Genomic DNA, 24,264 nt, shown 5'->3' with positions numbered 1-24,264 from the left:
GATCTTGGTCAGCGCGCACGATCGAGCGGTCAGGCGTACGAGGGCCGGCGCGGGTCCAGCAATTCGGTGACGCGACCACGATCGAGCACCTCGATGAGTGCGTCGCTGCCGCGTTCGACCTTGACCGCCATCTCATCCGGATGTAGAGGGATCAGCGCGAGCAACGCGATTCGGCTGCCGCCGCGGACTTCGATCGTCCGGGCCTCGGGTGGCACACGCAGCATGGGTGTGACGACGACTCCGGCGAACGGGGTGCCCGGAGCGTACGGCTGCGCGGGGTCGCCGTTCGGCACGGAATGCCATTCGCCGATCCAGGTTCCGTACTCGTGCGGCAGTCGAGCAACCTGCTTGAGGATTCGCAGCGGCCACCCGGTTGCGTCGTCAATCCCGGCTACCTCAGTCAGCGGCCAATCGGCCGGCAGGCTGAGCATCAGTTCGGCGTACGGGCTGATGTCGTGACCCTCCGGGACCGTCATCGGCAGCTCACTCATCCCAGAGGTGATCAGCGTCCGGTACGGGCGTTCCTCGGTCGGTGCCACGACGTAGACATGCACACCGACCAGGTGCGAGGCGATCTCATGGTAGACGAACTCGACAGGTCCGAAGTGTTCCTCGATGTGCCGGTCGATCGCATCGGCGAAGGCCTGCTGCGGCCCTTGTGCCGGTACGAACCCGTCGTGCAGCGCCTGGTGACGGAGGACTCCTGACCCGCGCGACTCGTCCATGACGACGCAGCCTAGGCCACGGTCCAACGAGGGCACGACCTGAGGAACCCGGATCGGCACGGCGGTGCGTTCGACCTCACCGTGCCTCGTCACGCAACCTGACGCTCGGTCGGCTGCAGATGAGGCTGGCGGCGCGGCGGTGACGGGAGCGGTTGCTGCTGCGGATCAGCCGGTCAGGCACGCGGTGGGGTGGCGGCCGATCGGCGGCCCCCATGCGAGGCGACCAGGGCATCAGCCACGATCGCGGCGTCCGCCTCGGCGACGTCGGCGGGATACTCCGGCAGGAGGTCGTCCCAGACGACCAGCCAGGATCCGTAGAGCTGCGCCTGGCCCTCCGGCCGGGCGAAGAACCAGACGTGCAGGTGAGCGCCGCCGTCGCCGATGCGGTAGACGTGGGCTCGCGAGATGTGCGGCAGAGCCTGCACGTGGCGGACGATGCGCGTGGTCAGCAGTCCGAGCTCCGCGGCGAGATCGTCGGGGAGGTCCGCCATGTCATAGTGATCGCGCGGGTACAGCATCAGCACCAGCGGTACGCCCACTCCCGGGACACGGGCCAGCCGCCAGTGATCGTTGAACCAGATTCCCTGGTCGCGTTCCTGGCAGTTCCGGCACTCCGCCGGATCCTCGCCGTGCCTGGCGGGCTCGGGCAGCACCGGCGGGCGCAGCGGAGCGACGCGCAGTCCATCCTGTTCGAACGGGCTGATGTCCCATCCCGTCATGCGCGCCAGCGGAAGCCGCCGCTCGCTGTCAGCGACAGCCGTCGCGTGGTCATAGAACTGGTCGGGGCGCAAGGCCATGGTGTGAAGACTAGTACAACCAAGATCCCATCGCTGTTCATCACTGTTACGTGGGCTGCCCGACCCGGCCCGACGGATGGCCACACGCTCGATGGCACGGATTCGCCGTGGGAACCCTCTTGTCGGCTATGAGCGACGTCCGCCCACTACTCGTTGATGAGCTGCTCTCGAAGAATGTCTGCGTGCCCACAGTGCTGGGCGAGCTCGCGCAGCACGTGGAGATACACCCACCGCAGCGGAAGCGGGCCTCGCCGGTGCCCGTGAAGGATGTCGTCCAGACCCAGGGATGACGTCGCACGGCGTGATGCTTCGCAAGCTTCGCGGTGTGCGTGCTGGACGGTGGCGATCGTGTCGTCGTCATCAAGGATGAACGACTCCTCTGGCGTCGCCGGGATGCCGATCTCAGCGCGCGACCGGCACGTGACGGCTTCGTCAAACCAGACCTTCTCGACGAAAGTCGCGTGCTTCACAAGACCCAGCAGCGTGGTCCGGGAGGCCACCAACGATCGGCGCACCTGTTCCTCTGTCAGCCCGTCCAAGCAGCCATTGAGCGCGCCGCGGTGCTCGTCGAGGAACGCCTCGAACTGGGCACGGGCTGGCTGTGCGACAACTTGGTCGGCGAAGGTGGGCGGGTAGGAAGGCATGGGCGAAGCATTCCAGACCGTCGCCCAGGAGCAACCAGCGGACATCGGCAAAGCCGCGAGTGCTGGCTATGTCCCGTAGGCCATGCACGCGGCCAGGATGTAGTTGGGGTGCCGGTCGAGGTTCTTGCGGGCGCGGTCGTAGCGCATGGTGGTTCGCGGGTCGGCGTGGCGGGCGGCGATCTGCACGTCGCGCAGGCTGACGCGGGCGTCGAGCATGGTCGTCACGAATGTGTGGTGCAGCATGTGGCGATGCATCCTCGGCATTCGGATCCTGGCGGCTTGGGCCAGGTGCTTGAGTCGGCGGGTGGCGGCGTGCCGGTCCATCCGCAGGCCGTGGGTGTTGCGCAGGATCGGCCCGCTGGTGCGGTCGTCAACGGCCCGGTCGATGGCTCGGGCCACCGCGGGTGGTAGCGGGACGAGCACGACCTTGCCGCCCTTGCCGCGCACGCGCAGTACCCGGTGGCCGTGCTCCTCGCCCAGGTCGGCGACTACTCGTAGCCGGTGGCGGCGGCAATGATCCCCACGAACACGGGCGACATGACGCCTGTGGGCGCCGAGTGGCGGAGGTCCCGTGAGAAATTCCTCTGGCATAGCGTCGGATCCAGGGTGATCGTTCGTAGAACAGGTGAGAGGCGGCGGGAGAGGCCGCCGGGACAAGGGAGTCATGGGATGACGCGGTACTTGATCTCGTTCAATGACGGCGCGATGGACCACATCCCCGACGAGGAGATGCCCGACGTGGGCAAGGCCTCGCACGCGGTGGTCCAGGACGCCGTGAACGCCGGCGTGTTTGTGTTCGGCGCCGGACTGGAGCGCCAGAGGGCGAGCGTCGTAGCCACGGACGGGATGGTCACCGACGGCCCTTGCCCGGAGACCAAGGAGGTCATTGGCGGATTCGTGGTCGTCGACGTGGCCTCACACGAGGAGGCGCTGACGTGGGCTGCCAAGATCGCCGGCGCTTGCCGCTGCGCGCAAGAGGTCCGGCAGCTCATGCCCGACCCCGAAACAGACGCGATGCTCCGCCAGGCTGACCGGCGATGGTGACCCCCGACGACGACTGATCGCGGGGGACCCGCGATGTTAGAGCAAGAGTTGCATGGCCGCAGTTGACGACGCGGATCCGCGCATCGACCTGAACTGGAAACGCGAGGCGGTGACCGCGAGTATCGGGCGTGGGACGAAGCCCGGTCCTCGGGCCTGGCCGATCCTCATCGGCACGTCCGGATGCGGGCACCCGCGATCCGGTTATCGTCCGTGACGAGCGCTTCGTGGCAGATGAGTTCACCGAAGCTGGAGCAGCCCACGTTTGGCCATATAGTTTCGCAACGTCTCGGCGTCCTCGGCGGACATCAAGCGGCGTGGGATCACGGTCGCCGGCATCCGGCCGACGTACACGATCCAGAACTCAGGGGTGTCCCTGACCTGGGCGACCCCGTCCCAGGCGATGCCGCCGGACTCCGAGCCGCTGCGCATCATGATGTTGTCGTCGGTGATGTCGTAGGCGCCCTCGACAGCGTAGCGACTGGAGCGGCGCCGGGCACGCAACCGCACCCACGGCGAGTACAGCATCGACAGCAGGCCACCGACGACCATCGCCATGCACAGCGGCGAGATCCGGTCGCCCCACGCGAACCACCGCGAGACGGCGAAACCGATCGCCCCGACCGCCGCCAGCACCGCGCCGACATAACCGTACTTGCGCAGCCGAACACTGCTGAGCGCAGCGGCCACGCGGCCTGGGTAGGCGGGATCGGCTGGGACGTCAAAACGGATGTGCACGGCAGAACGATAGTGCTCCCAGCCGCCCCGGGCAGCGCTTGACTGGCGCCCCGCCAAGGTATTTGGCGGGGAAATGGTCTGGGCGGGACGACGCTCGGGCTGATACCGTGCGCGACACCGTGGCATCGCGCGAGGAGGTGAGACCCATGAACGCTGTACGCACGTGGGTGCTCCCCCCGTCGTCACGGTCAGGCGATTGACGTAGGGGTCGCTGGGAGCGCCTCAACATCACGGCACTCCCGAAAGGCACCAACCTATGCATTCTGTGCGCTTCACCGCGGAGACCTCGTCGAACGGTGTCGTCGAACGCGACTTCACCGTGGGCGAGGTCCCCGGCGTGCTCTGGTCGCCCGCATCCGGCCTCGATCACGCGCCCCTGGTGCTGATGGGTCACGGCGGCGGCCTGCACAAGAAGACACCGGGCCTCCTGGCCCGCGCCCACGACACCGTGACCACCTGGGGCTTCACCGTGGTCGCCATCGACGCGCCCGGACACGGCGACCGCCCGCGCACGGCCGAAGACGAGCAGGCCCGCGCCGATCTCCAGCAGGCTCTGGCGGCAGGCGACACCGAGCGCTTCGAGTCGGTCAGCGTCCGCTACGTCACGTCACTGGCGGAGCGTGCCGTCCCGGAATGGCAGGCGACCCTGGACGCCCTCCAGAGACTGCCCGAGATCGGCACCGAAGCGCCGATCGGCTACGGCGGCGGTATGTCGTTGGGCACCGCGATCGGAATCCCGCTGACGGCGGTCGAACCCAGGATCACCGCCGCCATCTTCGGTGGCGGGTTCTTCGTGCACCAGGCGCTGATCGAGGCGGCGAAACGCATCACCGTCCCGATCCAGTTCCTGCTCCCGTTGGACGAGGAGTACGTCGACCGCCAATCCGTTCTCGCACTGTTCGACGCCTTCGCCTCGAAGGACAGGACGTTGCTCGCCAACCCCGGCACCCACCGCGCCATGCGCTGGGTCGGGGTCGACAGAGAATTCCTGGCCCGGCATCTCGCCCGGGCCGGCGCGTCACCAGCCTGACCTGACCGGTATCGGCGTCCGGCTCTGCACCGGACGCCGATCCCGCTTCAACGGAGCCTGCCAGTCGTCAGTCAGTCTCAACCCCCGATCCGTGGCCCGACCCCGTCAGGGTCGACGATGGAGTCGGGGCGTTCACCTTCGTCGCCGGTATCGGGCCGGCCCTGACCTCCGTTCGCGCCCGGTCATGAGCGACCGCGCGCGGACCGCGGCGTGATGCAGTCCGGGGCAAGGCCGCCACCTTGCCTCTCGCGCCGGCTCAGGCCCACGGCGGCGGCTCATAGCAGGAGGAACGAGAAGTCCCGGTGAGTTCTGCGGTTCAGCGGAATGCCGATCTTGACGGGGCGAGCGATCTCCCCGCGGCTGATGCCCAGCCCCTTGGGCGATGATCGGATTCAGATACCGGACCGGGACGCGATCGTGAACGGTGATTTTGCTGGTGTGGTTGCAGGAAACGCAGGCGGCCAGGGGCCAGATGTCGAGGAATTTGTCGTTGGCATTGACGCGGAGCTTCCCGTCGCCGGTGTTGGCGGGGCCGGAATGGCAGTGGACGCAGCACGTTTCGAGCAGGGGAAGGCGCGTGCGTCGAAGGGTCCAGGACAGCACGATATGAGGACGCGTAGACATGATCTCTCTGAAGACCTGACGGAAGGCATGGGAAAAGAGCCGACGGCGACGTCGGCGACCGATGCGCGGAGAAGGTGTCAGGGCTAAAGAGCAGGCGGCGTCACGCGGGGTGAAGTCCTCTCGTGAGTGGGTCGGAGACGAAGATCCAGTTAAAGGTAGGGCGGGAGGGGCTGGCGAGGCCACCCATTTTTCCTGGTGCCGAGCTGGCCGGATCGTCGGGGACCGCCCGTGTCAGCGGCAGATCAGTGCGTCTGATCATGAGCCGTATCTGGTGGTGGAAGCGCCGGCCCCAGGTGGGCGAGTGGGGACAGCGCCATGAGTACGGGTGACAGCATCATGCCGGCGGCCGTGACCAGGAGAGCCGTGCGTATCCCCAGGTGTTCTGCGAGGACGCCGCCGAGCAGCGAGCCGAGTGGCGTCAGGCCCATGCCGGCGAAGGTGATCGTCGCGGCGACGCGGCCTTGCATCGTGTCCGGGGTGACGGCCTGCCGGACGGCCATGATAGCGACGTTGACCAGTTGGCCGAAGGCTCCGAACACGATGTTGATCGCGATTAGTGCGGGAATGGTGGCCGCAGGGGTGCCGTGCAACGCGGGCACGCACAGCATCACGCCGTCACCGATGATCGCCGCAGCGACGAGTACCGCTCCGTAACCGAGGCGGCTCGGGAGGCGGGCGGCGAGCAGGGAGCCCACGAGCGCGCCCGGCCCCGTCGCGGCGAGCGCCAGCCCGATCGCGGTGCCCGACAGGCGCAGTTCCCGCGGCAGGAAGAGCAGGTAGGTGGTCATCATGGCCGCGAAGGACAACTGGAATGCGGCCGAGGCGAGGCACACGGCACGGAGTGAGGTGTCGCGGACGACGAAGCGGAGGCCCTCATCGATCTGTCGCCAGATCCGCTGGGGACCGCCCGGGTGCTCCGGGATCGACTCGCGGTGACGGATGCGGGAGATGCTCAGGAACGACACCACGAAGAACAGGGCGCTGGAGGCGGCGGCGATCGGCGCCGACAGCAGGGACGTCATCATCCCGCCGAGGGCGGGACCGCCGATCTGGGCCGCGGACCGGCTTCCCTCGATCGCGCTGTTGCCCAGCAGCAGCTGATCGCGTTTCACCAGGCGTACGAGAGAGGCCTGGTAGGCGACGTCGAAGAACACCGACAGAGCCCCGATGGCGAAGGCGACAGCCAACAGCGCCGGCAGGCCGAGGCCGCCCACGAGGCCGGCCACGGCGACTCCGCCCAGCGCCAGGGCTCGGCCGAGGTCCGCCAGGACCATGACGGTTCGGGTCCGCCACTTGTCCACCCACACGCCGACGAACAGCGCGAGCAGCAGCAGCGGTGCCTGCCCCACCGCGCGTAGAACGCCCAGTTCGTCCCCGCCGACGTTGAGCGTCAGGACGGCGATCAGCGGCAGGATCACCAGGCTCGCCTGCTCGCCCAGCTGCGAGGCTGTCTGGCCTGCCCAAAGCCGGCGGAAGTCGGAATTGCGCCACAGGCGCGGCGTGACGGTTCGAGCGGAATCGGCGACGGCGGCAGAGTAACCGGACGGCACAGAAGCCCCTTGGTTTGCTGCGGACGAGGCGCACCGACCGCCGTACGACAAACGCACTGACGGTGCAGGTGGGGAAGGCTCGCTGTGCTGCGCGATTCAAGGGCAGCACGCGATGACTGGCCGATCACGGCCTAAGACGTCAACGCGTGCTCGGACGACCGACCATGTCTCAGCTCCTCGTGGGTCACTCGCCGCCCCACACTAGCCACCGGCGGTCCAGCAGGAAAGGCGAATAGGAACCACGGTCAGCCGGATACCGGACGCCTTCGGCATCGTGGGCCGGCCGAGCCGGTCCGTGCCGCCGACCCAACTTCAAGATTCAGCCCGAGCTCGACCTGACTGTCATCGGCTCTGATGTCGGCAGGACAGCGGTCAGCTCTCGGCGAGCAGGCGGTCCCGGACCTGACGGCGCAGCACCTTGCCGATCTGCGAGCGGGGCAGGTCGTCCAGCTCCACGACCCGGCGGGGCACCTTGTAGCCGGCGAGGTGCTGCCGGCAGGCGGACCGGACCGAGTCGGGGTCGGCACCCACGCCCGGGTCCAGCACCACGGCCGCGACCACGTCCTCGCCGCCCGAAGCGGCGGGCAGGCCCACGGCGGCGGCGTCCAGCACGCCCGGGATGCGGCGCAGCGCCTCCTCCACCTCGGACGGGTACACGTTGAACCCGCCGGTGATGATCAGCTCCTTGATCCGGTCCACCACGGTCACGAAGCCGTCCGGGTCCATGGTGACCACGTCGCCGGTGCGCAGCCAACCGTCCGGCAGCAGCACGGCCGCCGTCTCCTCGGGACGGTTCCAGTAGCCGGCGAACACCTGCGGGCCGCGGACCAGCAGCTCGCCGGCCTCGCCCGGGGCGCGGTCCCGGGTCGGGTCCTCCGGGTCGACGATGCGTACCTCGGTGGACGGGAACGGCACCCCGACCGTGCCCGGCCGGCGGGCGGGGGAGACCGGGTTGCCCAGCGTGATCGGGGAGGTCTCGGTCATCCCGTAGCCCTCGACGAGCAGGCCGCCGGTCACCGATTCCCACAGCTCCACGGTGGCCGGCGGCAGCGCCATCGCGCCGGAGATGGCGTACCGGATGGAGGTGAGGTCGACGCCGCGTTCCCGGGCGGCGGTGGCGAGCCGCGCGTAGATCGGCGGCACGGCCGGCAGGAAGGTCGGCGGCCGCCGCCGGACCGCGTCGAGGACCTGGTCGAGGTCGAAGCGGGGGAAGAGGACCAGGGTGGCGCCGATGCTCACCGAGAAGGTCAGGCAGAGCGTCAGACCGTACGCGTGGAACAGCGGCAGCACCGCGTACACGGTCTCCTCGCCATCGCGGAGGCCGGGCACCCAGGCGCGGCCCTGCGCGGCGTTGGCCCGCAGGTTCCGATGGGTGAGGACGGCGCCCTTGGGGACGCCGGTGGTGCCGCCGGTGTACTGCAGCAGTGCGATGTCGTCGACGCCCGGCCCGGAATAGTCGGCGGACAGCGGCGGCGCGGCGGCGACCACGGTGGACCAGGAGTGCGCGCCGGGCGCCGGGGCGGTCATCGCGGCCCGGGCGGCGCGGACCTTGGGCAGCGGCAGCCGCAGTGCCCAGCGCTTGAGCCGCGGCAGCGCCCGGGTCAGGTCGACCGCGATCACGGTCTCCACCGCGCCGCGCCCGCTGACCAGCGGGGCGACCTTGTCCCAGACCACGGCGACCCGGGCGCCGTGGTCGGCGAGCTGATGTTCCAGCTCGTCGGCGGTGTAGAGCGGGTTGTGCTCCACCACGACCGCGCCGAGGCGCAGCACCGCGTAGAAGGCGACCACGTGCTGCGGGCAGTTCGGCAGCACCAGGGCCACCCGGTCGCCGCGGCCGACGCCGAGCCGGCGCAGCGCCTCGGCCGCCCGGGAGACCTCGTCGGCCAACTCGGCGTAGCTGGTGGTGGCGCCGTAGAAGTCCAGCGCGACCCGGGGGCCGAACCGGCGGGCGGCGTCGGTGAGCAGGTCCACCAGCGAGCCGGCCGGCTCCTCCACGGTGGCCGGTACGCCGGGGGCGTAGCTGCGCGTCCAGGGCCGCTCGGCGGTCGCGTCCATTCGCCGTCTCCTCGTCGGGTGATGGTGGCCGGACGCGCTCCGCCGGCCACCCTCACCTTAACCCGCCGGTAACTTACGGCGGTTTAGGTTGTTCGTCACTCCGCCGACAGCGCCGGCTGGTAGCTCTCGGGACGCCAGCCGGCGATCACCTTGGGGAAGAGCCGCGCACCGAGCCGCCGGTAGAACCGCTGCGCCCCGGCGTTCTCCGGCTTGACCTCCCAGCGGATGACGAGCCCGTCGTCGGCCGCGGTACGGGCCAGCGCGAGCATCAGCGCCCGCCCGACCCCGCCGTCCCGGGCGGACGCCCGGACCCACAGGTCGTCCAGCGCGAGGATGTCGCGCCCCGACCACAGGTGCACGCGGCGCAGTGCCGAGACGTAGCCGAGCGGCTCGCCGGCCCGCTCGGCGAGCAGCACCGTGACGTCGCTGCGGCCGAGCAGGGTGCGCCACCCGTCCACGGTGACGGTGACGTGCGCGGCGTCGCCCTCGTGGGCGGCGATCTCGCGGACCAGGGTGTCGACGGTGCTGGCGTCGGCCGGGCCGGCCGGTCGGATGGTAACGGTTTCGGTCATGGTCTACTCCTTACCGGACGGGTGGCGCCGGCGGAAGGCCGACGCCACCCGGGGGTGACGGGTCAGGGCGTGCCGATGGCGGCGAGGACGTCCAGCCGGGCGGCGCGCCGGGCGGGCAGCAGGCCGGCGAGCAGGCCGGCGGCGAGGGCGACGGCCAGCACGAGCAGCAGCCGGCCGGCCGGCACCGCCAACACGGTCGGGGCGTCCCGGCCCAGCGCGCGGACCGTGGCGGCGGCGAAACCGACGCCCAGCACGATCCCCAGGACGCTGGCCAGCGCGGCGACCAGCACCGCCTCGCTGCGGATCATCCAGGCGAGCTGCCGGCGGGTCATCCCCACCGCGCGGAGCAGCCCGATCTCCGCGGTGCGCTCGGTGATCGACAGGGCGAGGGTGTTGGTGATGCCGAGCAGGGCGATCAGCACGGCCAGCATCAGCAGCACCGTCACCAGCCCGAGCACCTGGTCGATCATCTGGGTCCGGCCGGCCACCGCGGCGGCCTGGTCGCGCAGCTGGGCGGTCGGGGTGTCGGCCAGGGCCGCCTTCATCGCCCGCTCCGCGGCCGCCCGGTCGGTCCCGTCGGCGGTGCGGATCAGCACGCTCGCGTCCATCTCCTCGCTGTAGAGCCGGGCGAAGGTGTCCAGCGAGATGAGGTAGTCGGTGGAGAGCGCCCGGGCGTCCCCGTCGCGCAGCAGGCCAACCACCGGAAGGCTGCGGGTGCCGGTGCGGGAGAACGTCATGGGCAGTTCGTCCCCGACGGCCAGGCCCCGGTCCCGGGCCACGTGCTCGGCCAGCACGACGCCCCCGCCGGTCAGCGCCGCCAGGTTGCCGGCGGTGAAGTGCAGGGACGTCACCCGGGGCAGCGTGGCCGGGTCCACGGCGGTGAGGGCCTGGGTGGCGTCCCCGTCGCGCCAGTGGCCGTAGCGCAGCCGGGACGCGACCGCCACCTCGGGCAGCCGGCTCACCCGGTCGTACACGACGGGGGAGAGGCCACCGAGCATCTCGTTGCGGGCGCTCTCGACCACGTGGTCGGCGGTGATCACCTCGGCGTAGGACGCCCGGACCGAACTGTTGACCGAGGTGGCGAGGACGGCCATGAAGCTGATCAGCGCGAGCCCGAGGGCCAGCGCCAGGGCGGTCGCCGCGGTGCGCCGCGGGGTGCGGGCCGCCGACGCGGTGGCCAGCCGGCCGGTCACCCCGGCGGCGGCCAGCGGCCGGCCGACCAGGCGTACCAGGGCGGGGGTGAGGGACGGGCCGAGCAGCGCGAGGCCGCCGACCGCGCCCAGCGCGGCCACGCCGAGCAGCGGGACCGGCGCGTCCGCGACGAGCACCGCGGCCGTCGCGGCCAGGCCCGCCGCGGCGGCCAGCGCACCGGCGACCGCCCGGACCCGTCCGGTACGGGCGGCAGCCGCCTCCCGCAGCGCCGCCACCGGCGCCACCGCGGCCGCCCGCCGGGCCGGGCCGACCGCCGAGCCGACCGTGACGAGGACGCCGACGGCGAACGCCACCAGCACGGTCCGGCCGGTCAGCACCAGCCCGCCCGCCGGCAGCGGTACGCCGAACGCCCCGGCCAGGTCGCGGATGCCGGTGGCGGCGGCGACGCCGAGGCCGAGCCCGACGGCCGAGGCGGCGAACCCGACCAGCAGCGCCTCGCCGAGAACGGAACGCAGCACCTGCCCGCCGGTCGCGCCGGCGGCCCGCAGCAGGGCGAGCTCCCGGGTGCGCTGGGTGATGACGATCGAGAACGTGTTGGCGATCAGGAACGCGCCGACCAGCAGGGCCGCCGCCGCCAGGGCGAGCAGCACCAGTTGCAGCCAGCTGAGCTGGTCCCGCGCGGCCGCCGCCCCGGCCGCCGCGATGTCCCGGCTCGGGGCCACCTCGTAGCCGGCGCCGACGGCGCTGCTGATGCGGACCCGCAGGTCCGCCGGGGCGACGCCGGGCGCGGCGACCACCGCCACCTCGGAGACGTCCGAGCCGAGCCGGAGCAGGCGCTGCGCCGACGGAAGGGTGACCAGGGCGACCGTGCTGTTCGGCAGGCCGCCCCGGGCGCCGAACCCGGCCAGTCCGACCACCCGAAGCCGGGCGATGTCGGTCGCCCGGACCGTCACGGTGTCGCCGAGCCCGACGTGGTGACCGCGGGCGGTGTCCTCGTCGATCACCACCTCGTCGTCGGCGGCCGGGGGTCGGCCACTGCGGACGGTGAACGCGCCGATCGGTGCCGGCACCCAGGAGGACAGCACGGAGGCCCCGCTCGGCACGACCGCCGTGCCGTCCACCTCCAGCAGGCCCTGGCCGCGGACCAGCGGCCGGGCGGCGGCCACGCCGGGCACCGCGGCGATCTCCTCCGGGAGGCCCGCCGGCAGCGGGTCCCGGGCGACCTCGACGCCCATCGCGGAGTCGAAGGCGACCGCGTCCCGCACGGTCAGGTCGACGCCGGCGGTCGCGGTGCGGAACTGGTCGTCCAGCAGCCGGCCGGAGGTGTCGGTGAGGATCAGGCCGCCGGTGGCGAAGGTGACGCCGAGGACGACCGCGAGCAGGGTCAGCGCCAGCCGGGCCCGGCGGGCCAGGGTGGTACGCAGGGTCAGCCGCCACATGTCAGTTCCCTCCGGTGGCCGCGGGCGCGGCCAGGCGCGCCATGTGGGACAGGATGGCCGGCACGGTCGGTGCGTCGAGTTCGCCGTCGATCCGGCCGTCGGCGAGGAACACCACCCGGTCGGCGTACGCGGCGGCGTGCGGGTCGTGGGTGACCATCACGATGGTCTGCCCGAGCTCGTCGACGGCCTGTCGCAGGAAGCCGAGCAACGCCTCGGCCGCCTGCGAGTCGAGGTTCCCGGTCGGCTCGTCGGCGAAGACGATCTCCGGGCGGGTCACCAGCGCGCGGGCCACCGCGACCCGCTGCTGCTGGCCACCGGAGAGTTCCCCGGGTCGGTGCCGTAACCGGTCGGTCAGGCCGAGGGTGGCGACCAGGTGGGCCAGGCGCGCGGGGTCGGGCCGGCGGCCGGCCAGGGTGAGCGGCAGGACGATGTTCTCCCGCGCGGTCAGGGTCGGCACCAGGTTGAAGGCCTGGAACACGAAGCCGATCCGGTCGCGGCGCAGCAGGGTCCGCTGCCGCTCGGTCAGCTGGCCGAGGTCCGTCCCGCCGAGCAGGATCTGCCCGGCGTCGACGGTGTCGAGGCCGGCCAGCGCGTGCATGAGCGTCGACTTGCCGGAGCCGGACGGACCCATGATCGCGGTGAACCGGCCGGCCGGGATGGACACGGTGGCGCCGTCGAGGGCGCGGACGGCGGCGTCCCCTCGGCCGTAGGTGCGAACGACGTCGCGGGCCTGCACGGCGGCGGTGGTGGCGGGTGCGGGGGCGATGCTCGTGGTCATCGGAGGTCTCCTGGCTGGTGCGTCGGGTCGGGTGGCTCAGCGGGCGGTTCGGCGGTGCAGCGGGGTGCGGGTCGCGCGAACGGTGGCGGCGTGCCGGTCCCGGCGCAGTTGGCGGACCAGTTCGGCGCGCTCCAGCTGGAACAGCTCGGCGGTGAGCAGGTGGTTCATGGCAACTCCTCGGTCAGGTGTGGATCGGTGACCTGAGGAGAGTCGCCCGCCGCGCTGTCCGGACGCTGGCTGTCGATCGGGCGGGGGCGGACAGCGGATGGACAGCCGGTCGCCAGCGGCCCCGGCCAGGCTGGCGGCATGGTGGAACGGAACGACCCCGGGGCGTCAACGCGGGTGACAACCGTGCGGCTGCCGCCCGGGATGTGTCGGCGGTGTGTCCGCGCGGTCAGCCGACGGGTGAGCGACCTGCCCGGGGTGGTGTCGCTGGAGTTCGACGTGGACGCCGGCACGCTGCGGGTGGGCGGGGAGGTGGATCCGGCCGCGCTGCGCCGCGCCGGCCTGGCGGTCTGCCCGGACGGCCCGGACTGCCGCCGTCCCGGTTAGCGGCCCGCCGCCAGGTCCGCGGCGGCCCGCCGGGCCGCGTCCGCCTCCTGCGGCCGCCCCGCGGCCGTCGCCGCGTCGGCCGCCAGCGACCAGAGCCGGCGCCGCGCCCACGGGAACTCCCGCTCCTGGAGCAGGTCCAGGGCGCGGCGGCACTCGTCGGCCGCGCCGACCGCGTCGCCTTCCGCGTACCCGATCCGGGCCCGGCCCCAGGCGGCCCAGGCCTGGCAGCGCGGGTTGCCGCTGCGGCGGGCGGTCTCGTCCGCCTCGACGAGCATCGCCGCCACCCCGTCGACCTCGCCGCGGTCCAGCCGGGTGTGGGCGAGCTGCACGAGGGTGAACGCCGTCGCATGGGGGGAGGGGTTGCGCCGCGCCTCGGCCGCCGCTTCCTCCAGCGTGGCGATCGCCTCGTCGGGCCGGCCGGCCTCGCGCAGCGCGATGCCGAGGTGCGCCAGGATCCCGGCGGGCAGCAGCAGGTCGCCCGCCTTCCGGGTCCACTCGAGGCTGCGGGCCCACTGTTCGGCGGACCGCTCGAAGGCGCCGGTCCGCAGATCCAGCAGCGCTTCGACGTAGTGGACGGTCCCGTGCCACCAGGGGTCGTCGGTGCCGCCCCGCTCGCGGATCGCCTGGGCGACCATCGCCCGGTACCGGTCCGGGTCGCCGTCGTACTGGCCCTCCCACGCCACGACCAGCCGCGAGGTGGCGGTGTTGACCGGGTCGCCCAGGCGCTCGAACGCCACCACGCTCTCCCGGGCCGCGGCCCGGGTCTGCGCGGTGGGGTAGTAGACGCCGAGCAGGCCGATCCGCTGCAGGGCGGCGGCCCGTGCGGCGGGCGCCGGGACACCGGCGGCGAGCAGCGCGGTCAGCGCGCGAACCCCCTCGTACCGGGGGCCGTAGTTCCAGAACAGGAAGAGGGCGTCCGCCAGCCGCAGGCCGGCGTCGACCCCGTCGCGCCGGTCCAGGCAGCGGTCGATCGCGGCGCGGAAGTTGTCGTGCTCCTCGGTCAACCGCGCCCAGGCATCGGCGTCGGACCGGGCGTGCGGTCCGTACCGCTCGGCCAACTCGGTGAAGTGGGTGAGGTGGTGGTCGCGGGCCGTCTCCGTCTCGCCCGCCTCGGCGAGGCGGGCGGCGGCGTACTCCCGGATGGTGACCAGCAGCCGGAACCGCCCGGTCGTCGGGTCCGGCACCACGAGGGACCGGTCGACCAGGCGGAAGAGCAGGTCGAGGACCTCGTCGGCGGCCAGGCCGTCGAACGCGCAGACCTGCTCGGCGGCCGCCAGGTCCCAGCCGCCGCGGAACACCGCCAGTCGGCGCAGCAGCCCCCGCTCGGCCTCGGAGAGCAGGTCGTGGCTCCAGTCGAGGGTGGCCCGCAGCGTGCGGTGCCGGGCCTCGCTGGTCCGCGCGCCCGCGCTGAGCAGCGCGAACCGGTCGTGCAGCCGGGCCGCGATCTCCCCGGGCGGCAGCGCCTTGACCCGCGCGGCGGCCAGCTCGATGGCCAACGGCATGCCGTCGAGCTGCCGACAGATGTCCGCCACCACCGGCGCCGTCGTCTCGTCGAGGACGAACCCGGGACGCACCGCCCGCGCGCGATCGACGAACAGGGCCACCGCCGGGCTGTCGCCCAGCCGGGCGAGATCAGCCGGCCCGTCGGGTACGCCCAGCGGCGCCACCGCGAGCTGGGTCTCGCCGGGTACGGCCAGCGCCTCCCGGCTGGTGGTCAGCACGGTCACCGCCGGGCAGGCCGCGACGAGCTGCTCGACCAGTTCCGCGGCGTCGTCGATGACGTGCTCGCAGTTGTCGACCACGAGCAGCGTGCGGTCGGCGCCGAGCCAGGCCACCAGCGCGGCGCTCGCGGCCGGTCCCGGCCCACCGGCGGTCACGCCGAGCTGACCGGCGACCGCCTCGGGCAGGTCCGTCCCGGTCGGCAGGGCGGCCAGCCGGACCAGGTGCACCCGGTCGGCGAGGGCGTCGTCGGCGTGGCGTGCCACCTCCAGGGCGAGGGTGGTCTTGCCGACGCCGCCCGGTCCGGTCAGCGTCACCACCCGCGCCTCGCGCAGCCGGTCGAGGACCCGGTGCACGTCGTCCTGGCGGCCGATGACCGAGGCGAGCCGGCGGGGCAGGTCGCCGCGTTGCGGCGCCCGGGGGGTGGGGTTCGCCGCCGCCGCCGTCCGGGGCGCCGACACCGTCCGGGCCGGCACCGCGGCGGGCGGCCCGGCCGGCTCGGCCACCGGCGCGGCGGCCGGTGCCAGGGCGGGCACCTGCTGGCGCAGGATCGCCTCGGCGAGCGCCTGGAGTTCGGGTGCCGGATCGATGCCCAGCTCATCGGCGAGGCGGTGCCGCAGCGCGTGGTACGCGGTGATCGCGTCCGCCTGCCGCCCGCCCCGGTAGAGCGCCAGCATCAGCAGCCGGTGCAGCCGCTCACGCAGCGGGTGGGTGGCGACCAGGCGTTCCAGGTCGGCCACCGCCTCGGCCTGCCGGCCGGCCGCCAGCAACAGTTCCAGCCGGTCCTCCACCGCGCCGAGCCGCAGCTCTTCCAGGCGGGCCGCCTCCGCGAGGGCCCACTCGGCGTCCCCGACGTCGGCCAGGGCCGGCCCCCGCCACAGCCGCAGCGCCTCGTCGAAGCGGGCCAGCGCCGCGGCCGGCCCGGCGCCGGTGGTTGCGCTGCGCGCCGTTTCCAGCAACCGTTCGAAGCGGTTCGCGTCCACCGCGTCCGCGGCGACGGCGAGCTGGTAGCCGGGGGCGCGGGTGACCAGCAGATCGCCGCCCGCCCCGGCGGCCACCAGGGCGCGGCGCAGCTTGGACACCCGCAGCTGCAGCGCGTTCGTGGCGTCGGTCGGGGGCTGCTCACCCCAGAGCGCGTCGGTCAGCGCGTCCGCGGAGACCACCCGGCCCGCGGCGAGGACCAGCCGGGCCAGCAGCGCGCGGACCGCCGGGGCGAGCGGCGTGGCGGGGCGGCCGGCCACCTGGAGCTCGACGGTGCCGAGCATCCCGAAGCTCACCGTGGGCTCGCTGTCCCGGCTCATCGCACTCCCGTCCGCCGCGGCGGACGCCCCGGGGCCCGCTCCGGTCGCCGGACGACCGCCCGGGCGGGCCCCATGGTACGTCCCGACCGTCCTCGGAACGATCATCCGAGCGGCGGTGAGCTACCCCGATCAGGCCGGGACCACCGGCCGGGCCGGTGCGGGCCGCCGGTCCTCGGCGAGCCGGGCGGCCAGCACCTCGGCGTCCCGGCCGACCCAGCCGAGCACCGCCGAGCCCCGGGCGCGTTGCCAGGGCAGGCCGAGGAAGTACAGCCCCGGCCAGTCCGTCACGCCATCCCGCTGGACGGGCGCGCCGGACGGGTCCAGCACCGGCACCTCCAGCCAGGGGTAGTGCGGGCGGAAGCCGGTGGCCCAGACCACCGCGTCCACCCGCCGTCGCCCGCCGTCGGCGAACCGGACGGTGTCCCCGTCGGCGTCCACCACCCGACCGACCCGGTCCACCCGGCGCAGCAACCCGGCCACATCGGTGCCGATGACCGGGTTCTGGGCGGCGATCCGGCGGCCCAGCCGGCTCTCCGGGCTCAACCGCATGGTGCCCAGCCGGGAGAACCACCAGAAGATGTCCCGGCCCAGCCAGCGCTGCGGCAGCACCGGGCCGAGGGTCGGCGCGGCGAGCACCACCCGGCGGCCGTCGTCGGCGAGTTCGGCGGCGATCTGCACCCCGGTGTTCCCGCCGCCGACCACCAGCACGTCGTGCCCCGGCAGTTGGCCGGGCCGGCGGTACCGGCTGCTGTGCAGTTGCGCGACCCGTGGCGCGAGCGTCCGGGCCACGTCGGGGATCCGGGGCGTGTGGAACGCCCCGGCGGCGACGACCACCCGCTGGGCGCGCAGGGTTCCGGTCGACGTGTCGACCGTGAAGCCGCCCGCCGTGCCGGGGCGGACCGAGGTGACCCGGCAGCCGAGCCGGACCGGCAGGTCGAAGTGCGCGGCGTACCGGGCGAGGTAGTCGGCGACCTCGTCCTTGCCGGGGTGCCCGTCCGGGTCGCCGGGGAGGGGCAGGCCCGGCAGGGCGGAGAACCGGCGCGGGGTGAACAGGGTCAGCGAGTCCCACCGGTGCCGCCAGGCGTCGCCGACCCGGGCGTGCGCGTCGAGGATCGCGAAGGGCACGCCGGCGCGGCGCAGGTGGTGGCCGAGCGCCAGCCCGGCCTGACCGCCCCCGACGATCACGGTGTCCAGGTCCATCGGTCCGTCTCCCCTCGTGCCGGTCAGGCGACCTGGTGGCCGGCTTCGCCGATGGCGGCCACCACCGCGGCCCGGTCGGCGTCGCCGTCGACCCGGACGGTACGGGTCGCCAGGTCCACCGCCACGGCGCGGACCCCGGCGACCAGGCCGACCTCCTCCCGGATCGCCTCGACGCAGCGGCCGCAGCTGATCTTCGGCACGGAGAGCACGAGCTGGTTCACGGTTCACTCCTTCGTTCGGCGGGCCGCCCTCCCGGCGACCCGGCGGTTCGAACCGTGCCGGGGAGCGCTGTCCGCGCCCTGTCACGTACGCCGGGACGGGCCGACGGGTCGCGGACAGCGGCCGGACAGCGGCGGCCGGGAGCGTGGCGTCACCGGCCGGCGAGGGCCGCCGGACCAGTGAGGGCGCCTGCGACGCCCGGTACGAGAGGAGCAGTGCGATGACGACACCGACGGTCGTCTCCGGCACCCTGGACATCGGCGGGATGACCTGCGCGTCCTGCGTCCGGCGGGTGGAGCGGGCGGTGAGCCGGGTCGAGGGGGTGACCCGGGCCGAGGTCAACCTGGCGACCGAGACGGCGTCCGTGGTCTACGACCCGGCCCGGGTGACCCCGCCGGCGCTGATCGCGGCGGTGGAGCGGGCCGGTTACACGGCCACCGTCCATGCCGACGAGCCCCGCCGGCCGGACTTCCCGGCCCCCGAGAGCGCGGATGACGACGCCGAGCGGAACCGGGCCGGGGAGCGGGAGGTCACCCGGCTCAAGCGGACCTGGCAGCTCACCCTGGCCACCGGGCTGTCCATGATGGTGCTGATGTACCTGCCGCTGTCCATCGACGCGATGGACTGGCTGATGCCGGCGCTGCTGGTCGTCGCGACCGTGGTGCAGTTCGGGGCGGGCCGGCCCTTCTACCGGGCGGCCTGGGCCGCGGCCCGGCACGGCGGCGTCAACATGCACACCCTGGTCGCCCTGGGCACCACGGTCGCGTACGCCTACAGCGCCTTCGTCACGCTGTGGCCGGCGACGGCCGAACGGCTCGGCCTGCCGCTGCACGTCTACTTCGAGATCTCCGTGGTGGTCATCGCGCTGGTGCTGACCGGGCGCTGGATGGAGGCCCGGGCGCGCCGGCAGACCGGCGCGGCGATCGGGGCGCTGCTCGGGCTGCGCCCGCGGGCCGCCCGGGTGCTGCGCGACGGGGTCGAGATCGAGGTGCCGGTCGACTCGGTCGTCGTGGGCGACCTGGTCCGGGTCCGACCCGGCGAGAAGCTGCCGGTGGACGGCACGGTCACCGAGGGCGCCTCCACCGTCGACGAGAGCATGCTGACCGGCGAGAGCATGCCGGTGTCGAAGACCGCCGGGGACGCCGTCATCGGCTCGACCGTCAACCGGACCGGTTCCCTGGTGTTCCGGGCCACCGCGGTGGGCCAGGACACCACTCTCGCTCAGATCGTCCGCCTGGTCCGCGAGGCCCAGGGCAGCAAGGCGCCGATGCAGCGGCTGGTCGACACCGTCTCCGCCTGGTTCGTGCCGGCGGTGCTCGGGCTCGCGCTGCTCACCTTCGCCGTCTGGGCGGTCGCCGGACCCGCCGACGGGCGGCTGACCCTCGGCATCGGCACCGCCATCGCGGTGCTCATCATCGCCTGCCCCTGCGCGCTCGGCCTGGCCACCCCGACCGCGATCATGGTCGGCACCGGCAAGGCCGCCGAGCTGGGCATCCTCATCTCCGGGGGCGAGGCGCTGGAGCAGGCCCGGCGGATCACCACGGTGGTGTTGGACAAGACCGGCACGCTGACCCGCGGCCGTCCCGACGTCACCGTGCTGCACGCCGTCGCCGGTGTCGACGCCGACCAGCTGCTGGCCTGGGCGGCGGCGGCCGAGACCGGCTCGGAGCACCCGCTCGGCGAGGCGATCGTCCGGCACGCCCGCGCCCGCGACCTCGCCGTGCCGGCGGCGGACTCCTTCGCGGCGGTGCCCGGGCACGGCGTCGAGGCGCGGGTCGAGGGCCGCGGCGTGCTCATCGGCAACGCCGCCCTGATGCGTCGCCACGGCGTCGACGTGACCGCCCTGGCCAGCCAGGTCACCGCCGTCGCGGCCGCCGGTGGCACCCCCGTGTACGTCGCCCTCGACGGCCGGCTCGCCGGCGTCGCCGGGGTCGCCGACACGCTGCGGCCCGAGTCCGTCGAGGCGGTGGCGCAGTTGCGGGCGCTGGGCCTTCAGGTGTGGATGCTGACCGGCGACAATCCGGTCACCGCCGGGGTGGTCGCCGGCGAGGTCGGCATCGACCACGTGATCGCCGACGTGCGGCCGGAGGAGAAGGCCGCCCGGGTCGCCGCCCTGCAGGAGCAGGGCGCGGTGGTGGCGATGGTCGGCGACGGCATCAACGACGCGCCGGCGCTGGCCCGCGCGGACCTGGGTATCGCCATCGGCACCGGCACCGACGTGGCGATCGCCGCCTCCGACATCACCCTGGTCGGCGGGGACCTGCGCGGCATCGTCTCGGCGATCGCGCTGTCCCGGCGCACGGTCACCACGATCAAGCAGGGGCTGGGCTGGGCGTTCGGCTACAACCTGCTGCTCATCCCGGTGGCCGCCGGGGTGCTCCACCCGACCTGGGGCATCCTGCTGGACCCGTCGCTGGCCGCCGCCGCGATGGCGATGAGCTCGGTCAGCGTCGTCACCAACGCGCTGCGGCTGCGCCGCTTCCGCCGCCCGGAGACGGCGGCCGCGCTGCGGCCCGGCCTCGGTGCCCGGCTCGGCGAGTGGGCGTACCTGACCGGAGTCGCCGCGCTCGCGCTCGCCGTGGGCGCCGGCTTCACCGCGCTCAGCCGCACCGACGCCGCCGCCCGGGGAATGAACGGGGTGCTGGCCTGGACGCAGAACACCGGCATGCCGATGCGGCCGGCGATGAGCACCATGATGATCGCCGAGACGGAACCGGTGCCCGCGGCGGACGCCGGCGTCCGGGTCGACGTGGCGATGCCCGCCGCGGTGGTGCCCGGCCGGCCCGCCACGCTGCGGATCCGGGTCACCGACGCGGAGAGCGGCCGGCCGGTCCGGGACGTGGGGCGCAGCCACGAGGCGTGGATGCACCTGATCGCCGTCCGCGACGACCTGGCCAGCTTCGCCCACGTCCACCCGCAGCCGACGGGCCGGCCCGGCGAGTTCGACGTGACGCTCACCTTCCCCACCCCCGGCCGGTACATCGTGCACACCGAGTTCCGGCGCAAGGGCGAGCTGACCGACGTGCTGCAGCGGCACGACGTGGTGATCGGCGACCCCGCGGAGGTCATCCACCAGCGGCCGGTGGTGTCCGGGCGGCAGCAGGTCGTCGACGGCGTGCGGGTGACCCTGGACGGGACCGCGGAGGTCGGCGGCAGCCGCTTCACCTACCGCTTCGCCGACGCGGCCACCGGCCGGCCGCTGACCGGGCTGCGACCGTACCTGGCCGCCGCGGGGCACGTGGTCATCATGTCGGCGGTGGGTGACAGCTTCGCCCACGAACACGCCGAGACCGAGGACGCCGACGGCCGGCCCGTCTTCGCCCTGCCGGGTCAGACCTACGGGCCGGACCTGGACCTGCACGTCGACTTCCCCCGCCCGGGCCGCTACCGGCTCTGGGGCCAGTTCCGCCTCGCCGACGGCCACGTGATCACCGTGCCGTTCACCGTCGACGCCCGCTGACCGACCCACACCCCGGAAAGGAACACGCCATGCAGATCGCCGTCCTCCTCTTCGACCGGTTCACCGCCCTCGACGCCGTCGGCCCGTACGAGGTGCTGGGCCGCCTCCCGGGCGCCCGTACGGTCTTCGTGGCCGATCGGCCCGGCCCGGTCACCACGGACGTGGGCAGCCTCGCCCTCACCGCCACCGCCACCCTGGACGAGGTGACCCGCCCCGACGTGCTGGTGGTCCCCGGCGGTCCCGGGCAGATCGCCCGGATGACCGACGCCCGGCTGCTCGACTGGCTGCGCGCCGTCGACGCCACCACCACCTGGACCACCTCGGTCTGCACCGGCTCGCTGCTGCTCGCCGCGGCCGGGCTGCTCACCGGCCGCCGGGCCACCTCGCACTGGCTGGCCGTGGACCAGCTGCCCGCGTTCGGTGCCGAGCCGACCGAGCGGCGGGTGGTGGTGGACGGCAAGTACGTCACGGCCGCCGGGGTGTCGGCCGGCGTCGACATGGCGCTGGCGCTGGCCGGCCGGGTCGCCGGGGACGCAGTCGCCCAGGCGGTCCAGCTCGGCATCGAGTACGACCCGCGGCCGCCCTACCCGGCCGGGTCCCCGCACACCGCCCCGGCGCCGCTCGTCGCGGCCCTGCGGGCGAACCCCGAACGGGTGCTGGGCTGAGATTTCGCTCGGGTGCGCACGCCAGCGTGCGCGCCCGGGCTTTCCCGTTCCGGGGCGCGCCATGCCCGCCGGGCGCCGGTCAGTGCCGGGCCACGTAGACGGTGTTCGCGGCCTCGCGGCCCTGCAACGGGTTGGGAAACCGGACCACGTGCGCCACCGAGGTCGGGAACACCTCGGTCAGCACCCGCTGGAACGCCTGGTCGGGCGGGTCGTTCGACCAGAGCGCGAAGACCCCGTCGCGGTGCAGCAGGGCGGCGAGCCGGCGCAGGCCCTCGACGGTGTAGAAGGCGGCGTGACTGGGGTGCAGCACCTGGCGGGGTGAATGGTCCACGTCGAGCAGCACCGCGTGGAACCGTCGGCCCGGCGACTCCGGGTCGAACCCGGCCCCGGTGGCGACCGCCGCGAAGAAGTCGGCCTGGACGAACCGGGTACGCGGGTCGGCGGCCAGCCCGGCGGCGAACGGCAGCAGGTCCCGGCGGTGCCAGTCGATCACGTCCTCGATCGCCTCGACCACCAGCAGCGAGCGGACCCGGGGGTCCTCCAACGCGGTCCGCGCGGTGTAGCCGAGGCCGAGCCCGCCCACGACCACGTCCAGGGACGCCCCGGTCAGCGGCGCCAGGCCTAGCCGGGCGAGCTCGATCTCCGCGACCGGGAAGAGGCTGGACATCAGGAACTCGTCGTCGAGCTTCACCTCGTACACCTCGACGTCGAGCGAAGGGTCGCGGCGCCGGCGCAGGCTGATCTCGCCGATCGGGGTCTCCCGCCAGGCCAGTTCCTCGAATCGCGCGCCCACCCGGTGGTCCTCTCCGCCGATCCCGTCACGGGATGTTACCGGCCGCCCGCCCCGCCGTCGGCCTCGTCCCTTTTTCCGGCATTTCCCGCATCGGCCGGCCCGTCCCGGGTACGCCTACGCCCGGCGAGCTGGAGTCGTCGCGGGTCGAGGACGTCGGAGGAAGGAGCCGAGCGTGGCGGAGATGCTGGCCGGACGGCTGCACCTGACCGAGCGGGCGCTGCGGATGGAGTCGGTGCCGGTGCCCGAGCCGGAACGCGGGCAGGTCCGGATCCGGGTCGCCGCGGCCGGGGTGTGCCTGTCGGACGTGCACCTGATCGACGGCACCCTCAGCCCGCTGTATCTGTCCGGCGACGTGGTGACCCTCGGTCACGAGGTCGCGGGCACCGTGGACGCGCTCGGCGACGGGGTGCGGGGCTGGCAGACCGGCCAGCGGGTGCTGCTCCAGGCGGGGGAGCGGGACCGCTTCGGCCTCGTGCTCACCCGGGGCGTCGACTACGACGGTGGCTGGGCCGAGTACGCCCTGGCCCGCGAGGACACCCTGGTCCCCGTGCCGGACCTGCTCCCGTTCGAGCAGGCGTGCATCATCCCGGACGCGGTCTCCACGCCCTGGGCGGCGGTGACCGACACCGCGCGGGTCCGGCCGGCGGAGGCGGTCGGAGTGTGGGGCGTCGGCGGCCTCGGCGCGCACGCCGTGCAGCTGCTGATGCTGGTCGGCGCGGCGCCGGTGATCGCCGTGGACCCGCTGCCGGCCGCCCGGGACCGGGCGCTCGCCCTCGGCGCGGACCTGGCCCTCGACCCGAAGGACGACGGGTTCAAGGACGCCGTGCTCGAACTGGTCGGCACGCGGGGGCTCGACGTGGCGCTCGACTTCGCCGGCGCCAACGCCGTGCGGGAGCAGGCCATGACCGTGCTCGGCCGGCACGGCCGGCTGGTGCTCGCCGGCATCGCCAACCAGCCGGTCAGCATCCCCTCGGACAGCCGGTTCACCTACAACCGGCAGGCGGTGCTCGGCCACTACGGCTCCGAGGCCGAGCACGTCGGGCAGTTGGTGACGCTCACCGGGCTGGGCCGGCTCGACCTGTCCGGGTCGGTCAGCGACGTGTTGCCGCTGGCGGACGCGCCGGCGGCGGTGCGCCGGGTGCAGGAGAAGCAGGGCAACCCGATCCGCCTGGTCCTGCGCCCGTGAGCCGGGCGCCCGGCGAGAGCGGCT

General features: G+C 73.6%; 22 protein-coding genes. 6 read left to right on the top strand and 16 right to left on the bottom strand.

Annotation, left to right across the window (positions count from 1 at the left end; all coding sequences use genetic code 11):
- Positions 1–29: 29 nt before the first annotated feature.
- From Q2K19_RS30455 to Q2K19_RS30440, 4 genes are all read right to left on the bottom strand, one after another.
- Positions 30–725 (bottom strand): suppressor of fused domain protein, encoded by a 696-nt coding sequence (locus Q2K19_RS30455; RefSeq protein ID WP_302765669.1) that lies wholly within the window; start codon positions 723–725, stop codon positions 30–32.
- A 173-nt stretch (positions 726–898) separates the two neighbouring features.
- Entirely contained in the window at positions 899–1,522 is a 624-nt protein-coding gene (locus Q2K19_RS30450) for a hypothetical protein (protein ID WP_302765667.1), read from the bottom strand.
- 146 nt (positions 1,523–1,668) lie between these two features.
- Entirely contained in the window at positions 1,669–2,166 is a 498-nt protein-coding gene (locus tag Q2K19_RS30445; RefSeq protein WP_302765665.1) for a DinB family protein, read from the bottom strand.
- 66 nt (positions 2,167–2,232) lie between these two features.
- Positions 2,233–2,613: a tyrosine-type recombinase/integrase gene (locus Q2K19_RS30440; protein WP_302765664.1), complete on the bottom strand. Its 381-nt coding sequence runs from the start codon at positions 2,611–2,613 to the stop codon at positions 2,233–2,235.
- A 222-nt stretch (positions 2,614–2,835) separates the two neighbouring features.
- Here Q2K19_RS30440 and Q2K19_RS30435 point away from each other — a divergent pair, with 222 nt between their 5' ends.
- Positions 2,836–3,210 (top strand): YciI family protein, encoded by a 375-nt coding sequence (locus Q2K19_RS30435; protein WP_302765663.1) that lies wholly within the window; start codon positions 2,836–2,838, stop codon positions 3,208–3,210.
- A 237-nt stretch (positions 3,211–3,447) separates the two neighbouring features.
- On the opposite strand, the gene Q2K19_RS30430 is transcribed toward Q2K19_RS30435, so the two are convergent.
- A complete protein-coding gene (locus Q2K19_RS30430) occupies positions 3,448–3,945 on the bottom strand; it encodes a YcxB family protein (RefSeq protein WP_302765661.1) in 498 nt (165 codons plus the stop codon).
- A 256-nt stretch (positions 3,946–4,201) separates the two neighbouring features.
- Here Q2K19_RS30430 and Q2K19_RS30425 point away from each other — a divergent pair, with 256 nt between their 5' ends.
- Entirely contained in the window at positions 4,202–4,975 is a 774-nt protein-coding gene (locus tag Q2K19_RS30425) for a dienelactone hydrolase family protein (protein WP_302765659.1), read from the top strand.
- 132 nt (positions 4,976–5,107) lie between these two features.
- Here the strand turns inward: Q2K19_RS30425 and Q2K19_RS33430 are convergent, their stop codons facing one another.
- The 7 genes from Q2K19_RS33430 to Q2K19_RS30395 form a co-directional block, all read right to left on the bottom strand.
- On the bottom strand, positions 5,108–5,599 hold the full coding sequence (locus Q2K19_RS33430; protein ID WP_368046116.1) for a DUF1062 domain-containing protein: 492 nt from the start codon (positions 5,597–5,599) through the stop codon (positions 5,108–5,110).
- A 242-nt stretch (positions 5,600–5,841) separates the two neighbouring features.
- Positions 5,842–7,149, bottom strand: a complete 1,308-nt coding sequence (locus Q2K19_RS30420; protein ID WP_302765658.1) for an MFS transporter — start codon at positions 7,147–7,149, stop codon at positions 5,842–5,844.
- Positions 7,150–7,521: 372 nt separating this feature from the next.
- Positions 7,522–9,204 carry a long-chain-fatty-acid--CoA ligase gene (locus tag Q2K19_RS30415; RefSeq protein WP_302765655.1) on the bottom strand — a complete coding sequence of 561 codons (1,683 nt, stop codon included), beginning with the start codon at positions 9,202–9,204 and terminating at the stop codon, positions 7,522–7,524.
- A gap of 95 nt (positions 9,205–9,299) precedes the next feature.
- Positions 9,300–9,776 (bottom strand): GNAT family N-acetyltransferase, encoded by a 477-nt coding sequence (locus Q2K19_RS30410; RefSeq protein WP_302765654.1) that lies wholly within the window; start codon positions 9,774–9,776, stop codon positions 9,300–9,302.
- A 62-nt stretch (positions 9,777–9,838) separates the two neighbouring features.
- Entirely contained in the window at positions 9,839–12,367 is a 2,529-nt protein-coding gene (locus Q2K19_RS30405) for an ABC transporter permease (RefSeq protein ID WP_302765653.1), read from the bottom strand.
- A gap of 1 nt (position 12,368) precedes the next feature.
- Entirely contained in the window at positions 12,369–13,145 is a 777-nt protein-coding gene (locus Q2K19_RS30400) for an ABC transporter ATP-binding protein (protein ID WP_302765651.1), read from the bottom strand.
- A 36-nt stretch (positions 13,146–13,181) separates the two neighbouring features.
- Complete coding sequence (locus Q2K19_RS30395) at positions 13,182–13,313, bottom strand: hypothetical protein (RefSeq protein WP_302765649.1); 132 nt, start codon at positions 13,311–13,313, stop codon at positions 13,182–13,184.
- A gap of 237 nt (positions 13,314–13,550) precedes the next feature.
- Here Q2K19_RS30395 and Q2K19_RS30390 point away from each other — a divergent pair, with 237 nt between their 5' ends.
- Complete coding sequence (locus tag Q2K19_RS30390) at positions 13,551–13,697, top strand: hypothetical protein (protein ID WP_302765648.1); 147 nt, start codon at positions 13,551–13,553, stop codon at positions 13,695–13,697.
- Here Q2K19_RS30390 and Q2K19_RS30385 read toward each other — a convergent pair.
- From Q2K19_RS30385 to Q2K19_RS30375, 3 genes are all read right to left on the bottom strand, one after another.
- A complete protein-coding gene (locus Q2K19_RS30385) occupies positions 13,694–16,717 on the bottom strand; it encodes an AfsR/SARP family transcriptional regulator (RefSeq protein ID WP_302765647.1) in 3,024 nt (1,007 codons plus the stop codon). The two genes, Q2K19_RS30390 and Q2K19_RS30385, sit on opposite strands and share 4 nt — an antisense overlap.
- Positions 16,718–16,846: 129 nt before the next feature.
- Positions 16,847–17,917, bottom strand: coding sequence for a flavin-containing monooxygenase (locus Q2K19_RS30380; RefSeq protein ID WP_302765644.1), 1,071 nt, complete (start codon positions 17,915–17,917; stop codon positions 16,847–16,849).
- Positions 17,918–17,940: 23 nt separating this feature from the next.
- Positions 17,941–18,138 carry a heavy-metal-associated domain-containing protein gene (locus tag Q2K19_RS30375; protein ID WP_302765641.1) on the bottom strand — a complete coding sequence of 66 codons (198 nt, stop codon included), beginning with the start codon at positions 18,136–18,138 and terminating at the stop codon, positions 17,941–17,943.
- Between the two features lie 218 nt (positions 18,139–18,356).
- Here Q2K19_RS30375 and Q2K19_RS30370 point away from each other — a divergent pair, with 218 nt between their 5' ends.
- Positions 18,357–21,596 carry a heavy metal translocating P-type ATPase gene (locus Q2K19_RS30370; RefSeq protein ID WP_302765639.1) on the top strand — a complete coding sequence of 1,080 codons (3,240 nt, stop codon included), beginning with the start codon at positions 18,357–18,359 and terminating at the stop codon, positions 21,594–21,596.
- Positions 21,597–21,625: 29 nt separating this feature from the next.
- Positions 21,626–22,261, top strand: a complete 636-nt coding sequence (locus tag Q2K19_RS30365) for a DJ-1/PfpI family protein (protein ID WP_302765636.1) — start codon at positions 21,626–21,628, stop codon at positions 22,259–22,261.
- Positions 22,262–22,340: 79 nt separating this feature from the next.
- Here Q2K19_RS30365 and Q2K19_RS30360 read toward each other — a convergent pair whose 3' ends face one another.
- On the bottom strand, positions 22,341–23,054 hold the full coding sequence (locus tag Q2K19_RS30360) for a polyamine aminopropyltransferase (protein WP_302765633.1): 714 nt from the start codon (positions 23,052–23,054) through the stop codon (positions 22,341–22,343).
- A gap of 181 nt (positions 23,055–23,235) precedes the next feature.
- Here Q2K19_RS30360 and Q2K19_RS30355 point away from each other — a divergent pair, with 181 nt between their 5' ends.
- Complete coding sequence (locus Q2K19_RS30355; RefSeq protein ID WP_302772842.1) at positions 23,236–24,240, top strand: zinc-binding dehydrogenase; 1,005 nt, start codon at positions 23,236–23,238, stop codon at positions 24,238–24,240.
- Positions 24,241–24,264: the final 24 nt, after the last annotated feature.

The sequence above is a fragment of the Micromonospora sp. NBRC 110009 genome (genome assembly GCF_030518795.1).
In the GTDB taxonomy this organism is placed as follows: domain Bacteria; phylum Actinomycetota; class Actinomycetes; order Mycobacteriales; family Micromonosporaceae; genus Micromonospora.
The sequence above is the reverse complement of the archived record's forward strand: the minus strand, read 5'-3'. Positions and strand labels throughout refer to the sequence as shown.

Excerpts from the sequence above, each read along its gene's own strand:
- Q2K19_RS30455 (WP_302765669.1), bottom strand. The coding sequence starts at position 725 with ATGGACGAGTCGCGCGGGTCAGGAGTCCTCCGTCACCAGGCGCTGCAC.
- Q2K19_RS30450 (WP_302765667.1), bottom strand. The coding sequence starts at position 1,522 with ATGGCCTTGCGCCCCGACCAGTTCTATGACCACGCGACGGCTGTCGCT.
- Q2K19_RS30445 (WP_302765665.1), bottom strand. The coding sequence starts at position 2,166 with ATGCCTTCCTACCCGCCCACCTTCGCCGACCAAGTTGTCGCACAGCCA.
- Q2K19_RS30435 (WP_302765663.1), top strand. The coding sequence starts at position 2,836 with ATGACGCGGTACTTGATCTCGTTCAATGACGGCGCGATGGACCACATC.
- Q2K19_RS30425 (WP_302765659.1), top strand. The coding sequence starts at position 4,202 with ATGCATTCTGTGCGCTTCACCGCGGAGACCTCGTCGAACGGTGTCGTC.
- Q2K19_RS33430 (WP_368046116.1), bottom strand. The coding sequence starts at position 5,599 with ATGTCTACGCGTCCTCATATCGTGCTGTCCTGGACCCTTCGACGCACG.
- Q2K19_RS30415 (WP_302765655.1), bottom strand. The coding sequence starts at position 9,204 with ATGGACGCGACCGCCGAGCGGCCCTGGACGCGCAGCTACGCCCCCGGC.
- Q2K19_RS30410 (WP_302765654.1), bottom strand. The coding sequence starts at position 9,776 with ATGACCGAAACCGTTACCATCCGACCGGCCGGCCCGGCCGACGCCAGC.
- Q2K19_RS30405 (WP_302765653.1), bottom strand. The coding sequence starts at position 12,367 with ATGTGGCGGCTGACCCTGCGTACCACCCTGGCCCGCCGGGCCCGGCTG.
- Q2K19_RS30400 (WP_302765651.1), bottom strand. The coding sequence starts at position 13,145 with ATGACCACGAGCATCGCCCCCGCACCCGCCACCACCGCCGCCGTGCAG.
- Q2K19_RS30395 (WP_302765649.1), bottom strand. The coding sequence starts at position 13,313 with ATGAACCACCTGCTCACCGCCGAGCTGTTCCAGCTGGAGCGCGCCGAA.
- Q2K19_RS30385 (WP_302765647.1), bottom strand. The coding sequence starts at position 16,717 with ATGAGCCGGGACAGCGAGCCCACGGTGAGCTTCGGGATGCTCGGCACC.
- Q2K19_RS30380 (WP_302765644.1), bottom strand. The coding sequence starts at position 17,917 with ATGGACCTGGACACCGTGATCGTCGGGGGCGGTCAGGCCGGGCTGGCG.
- Q2K19_RS30370 (WP_302765639.1), top strand. The coding sequence starts at position 18,357 with ATGACGACACCGACGGTCGTCTCCGGCACCCTGGACATCGGCGGGATG.
- Q2K19_RS30365 (WP_302765636.1), top strand. The coding sequence starts at position 21,626 with ATGCAGATCGCCGTCCTCCTCTTCGACCGGTTCACCGCCCTCGACGCC.
- Q2K19_RS30355 (WP_302772842.1), top strand. The coding sequence starts at position 23,236 with ATGCTGGCCGGACGGCTGCACCTGACCGAGCGGGCGCTGCGGATGGAG.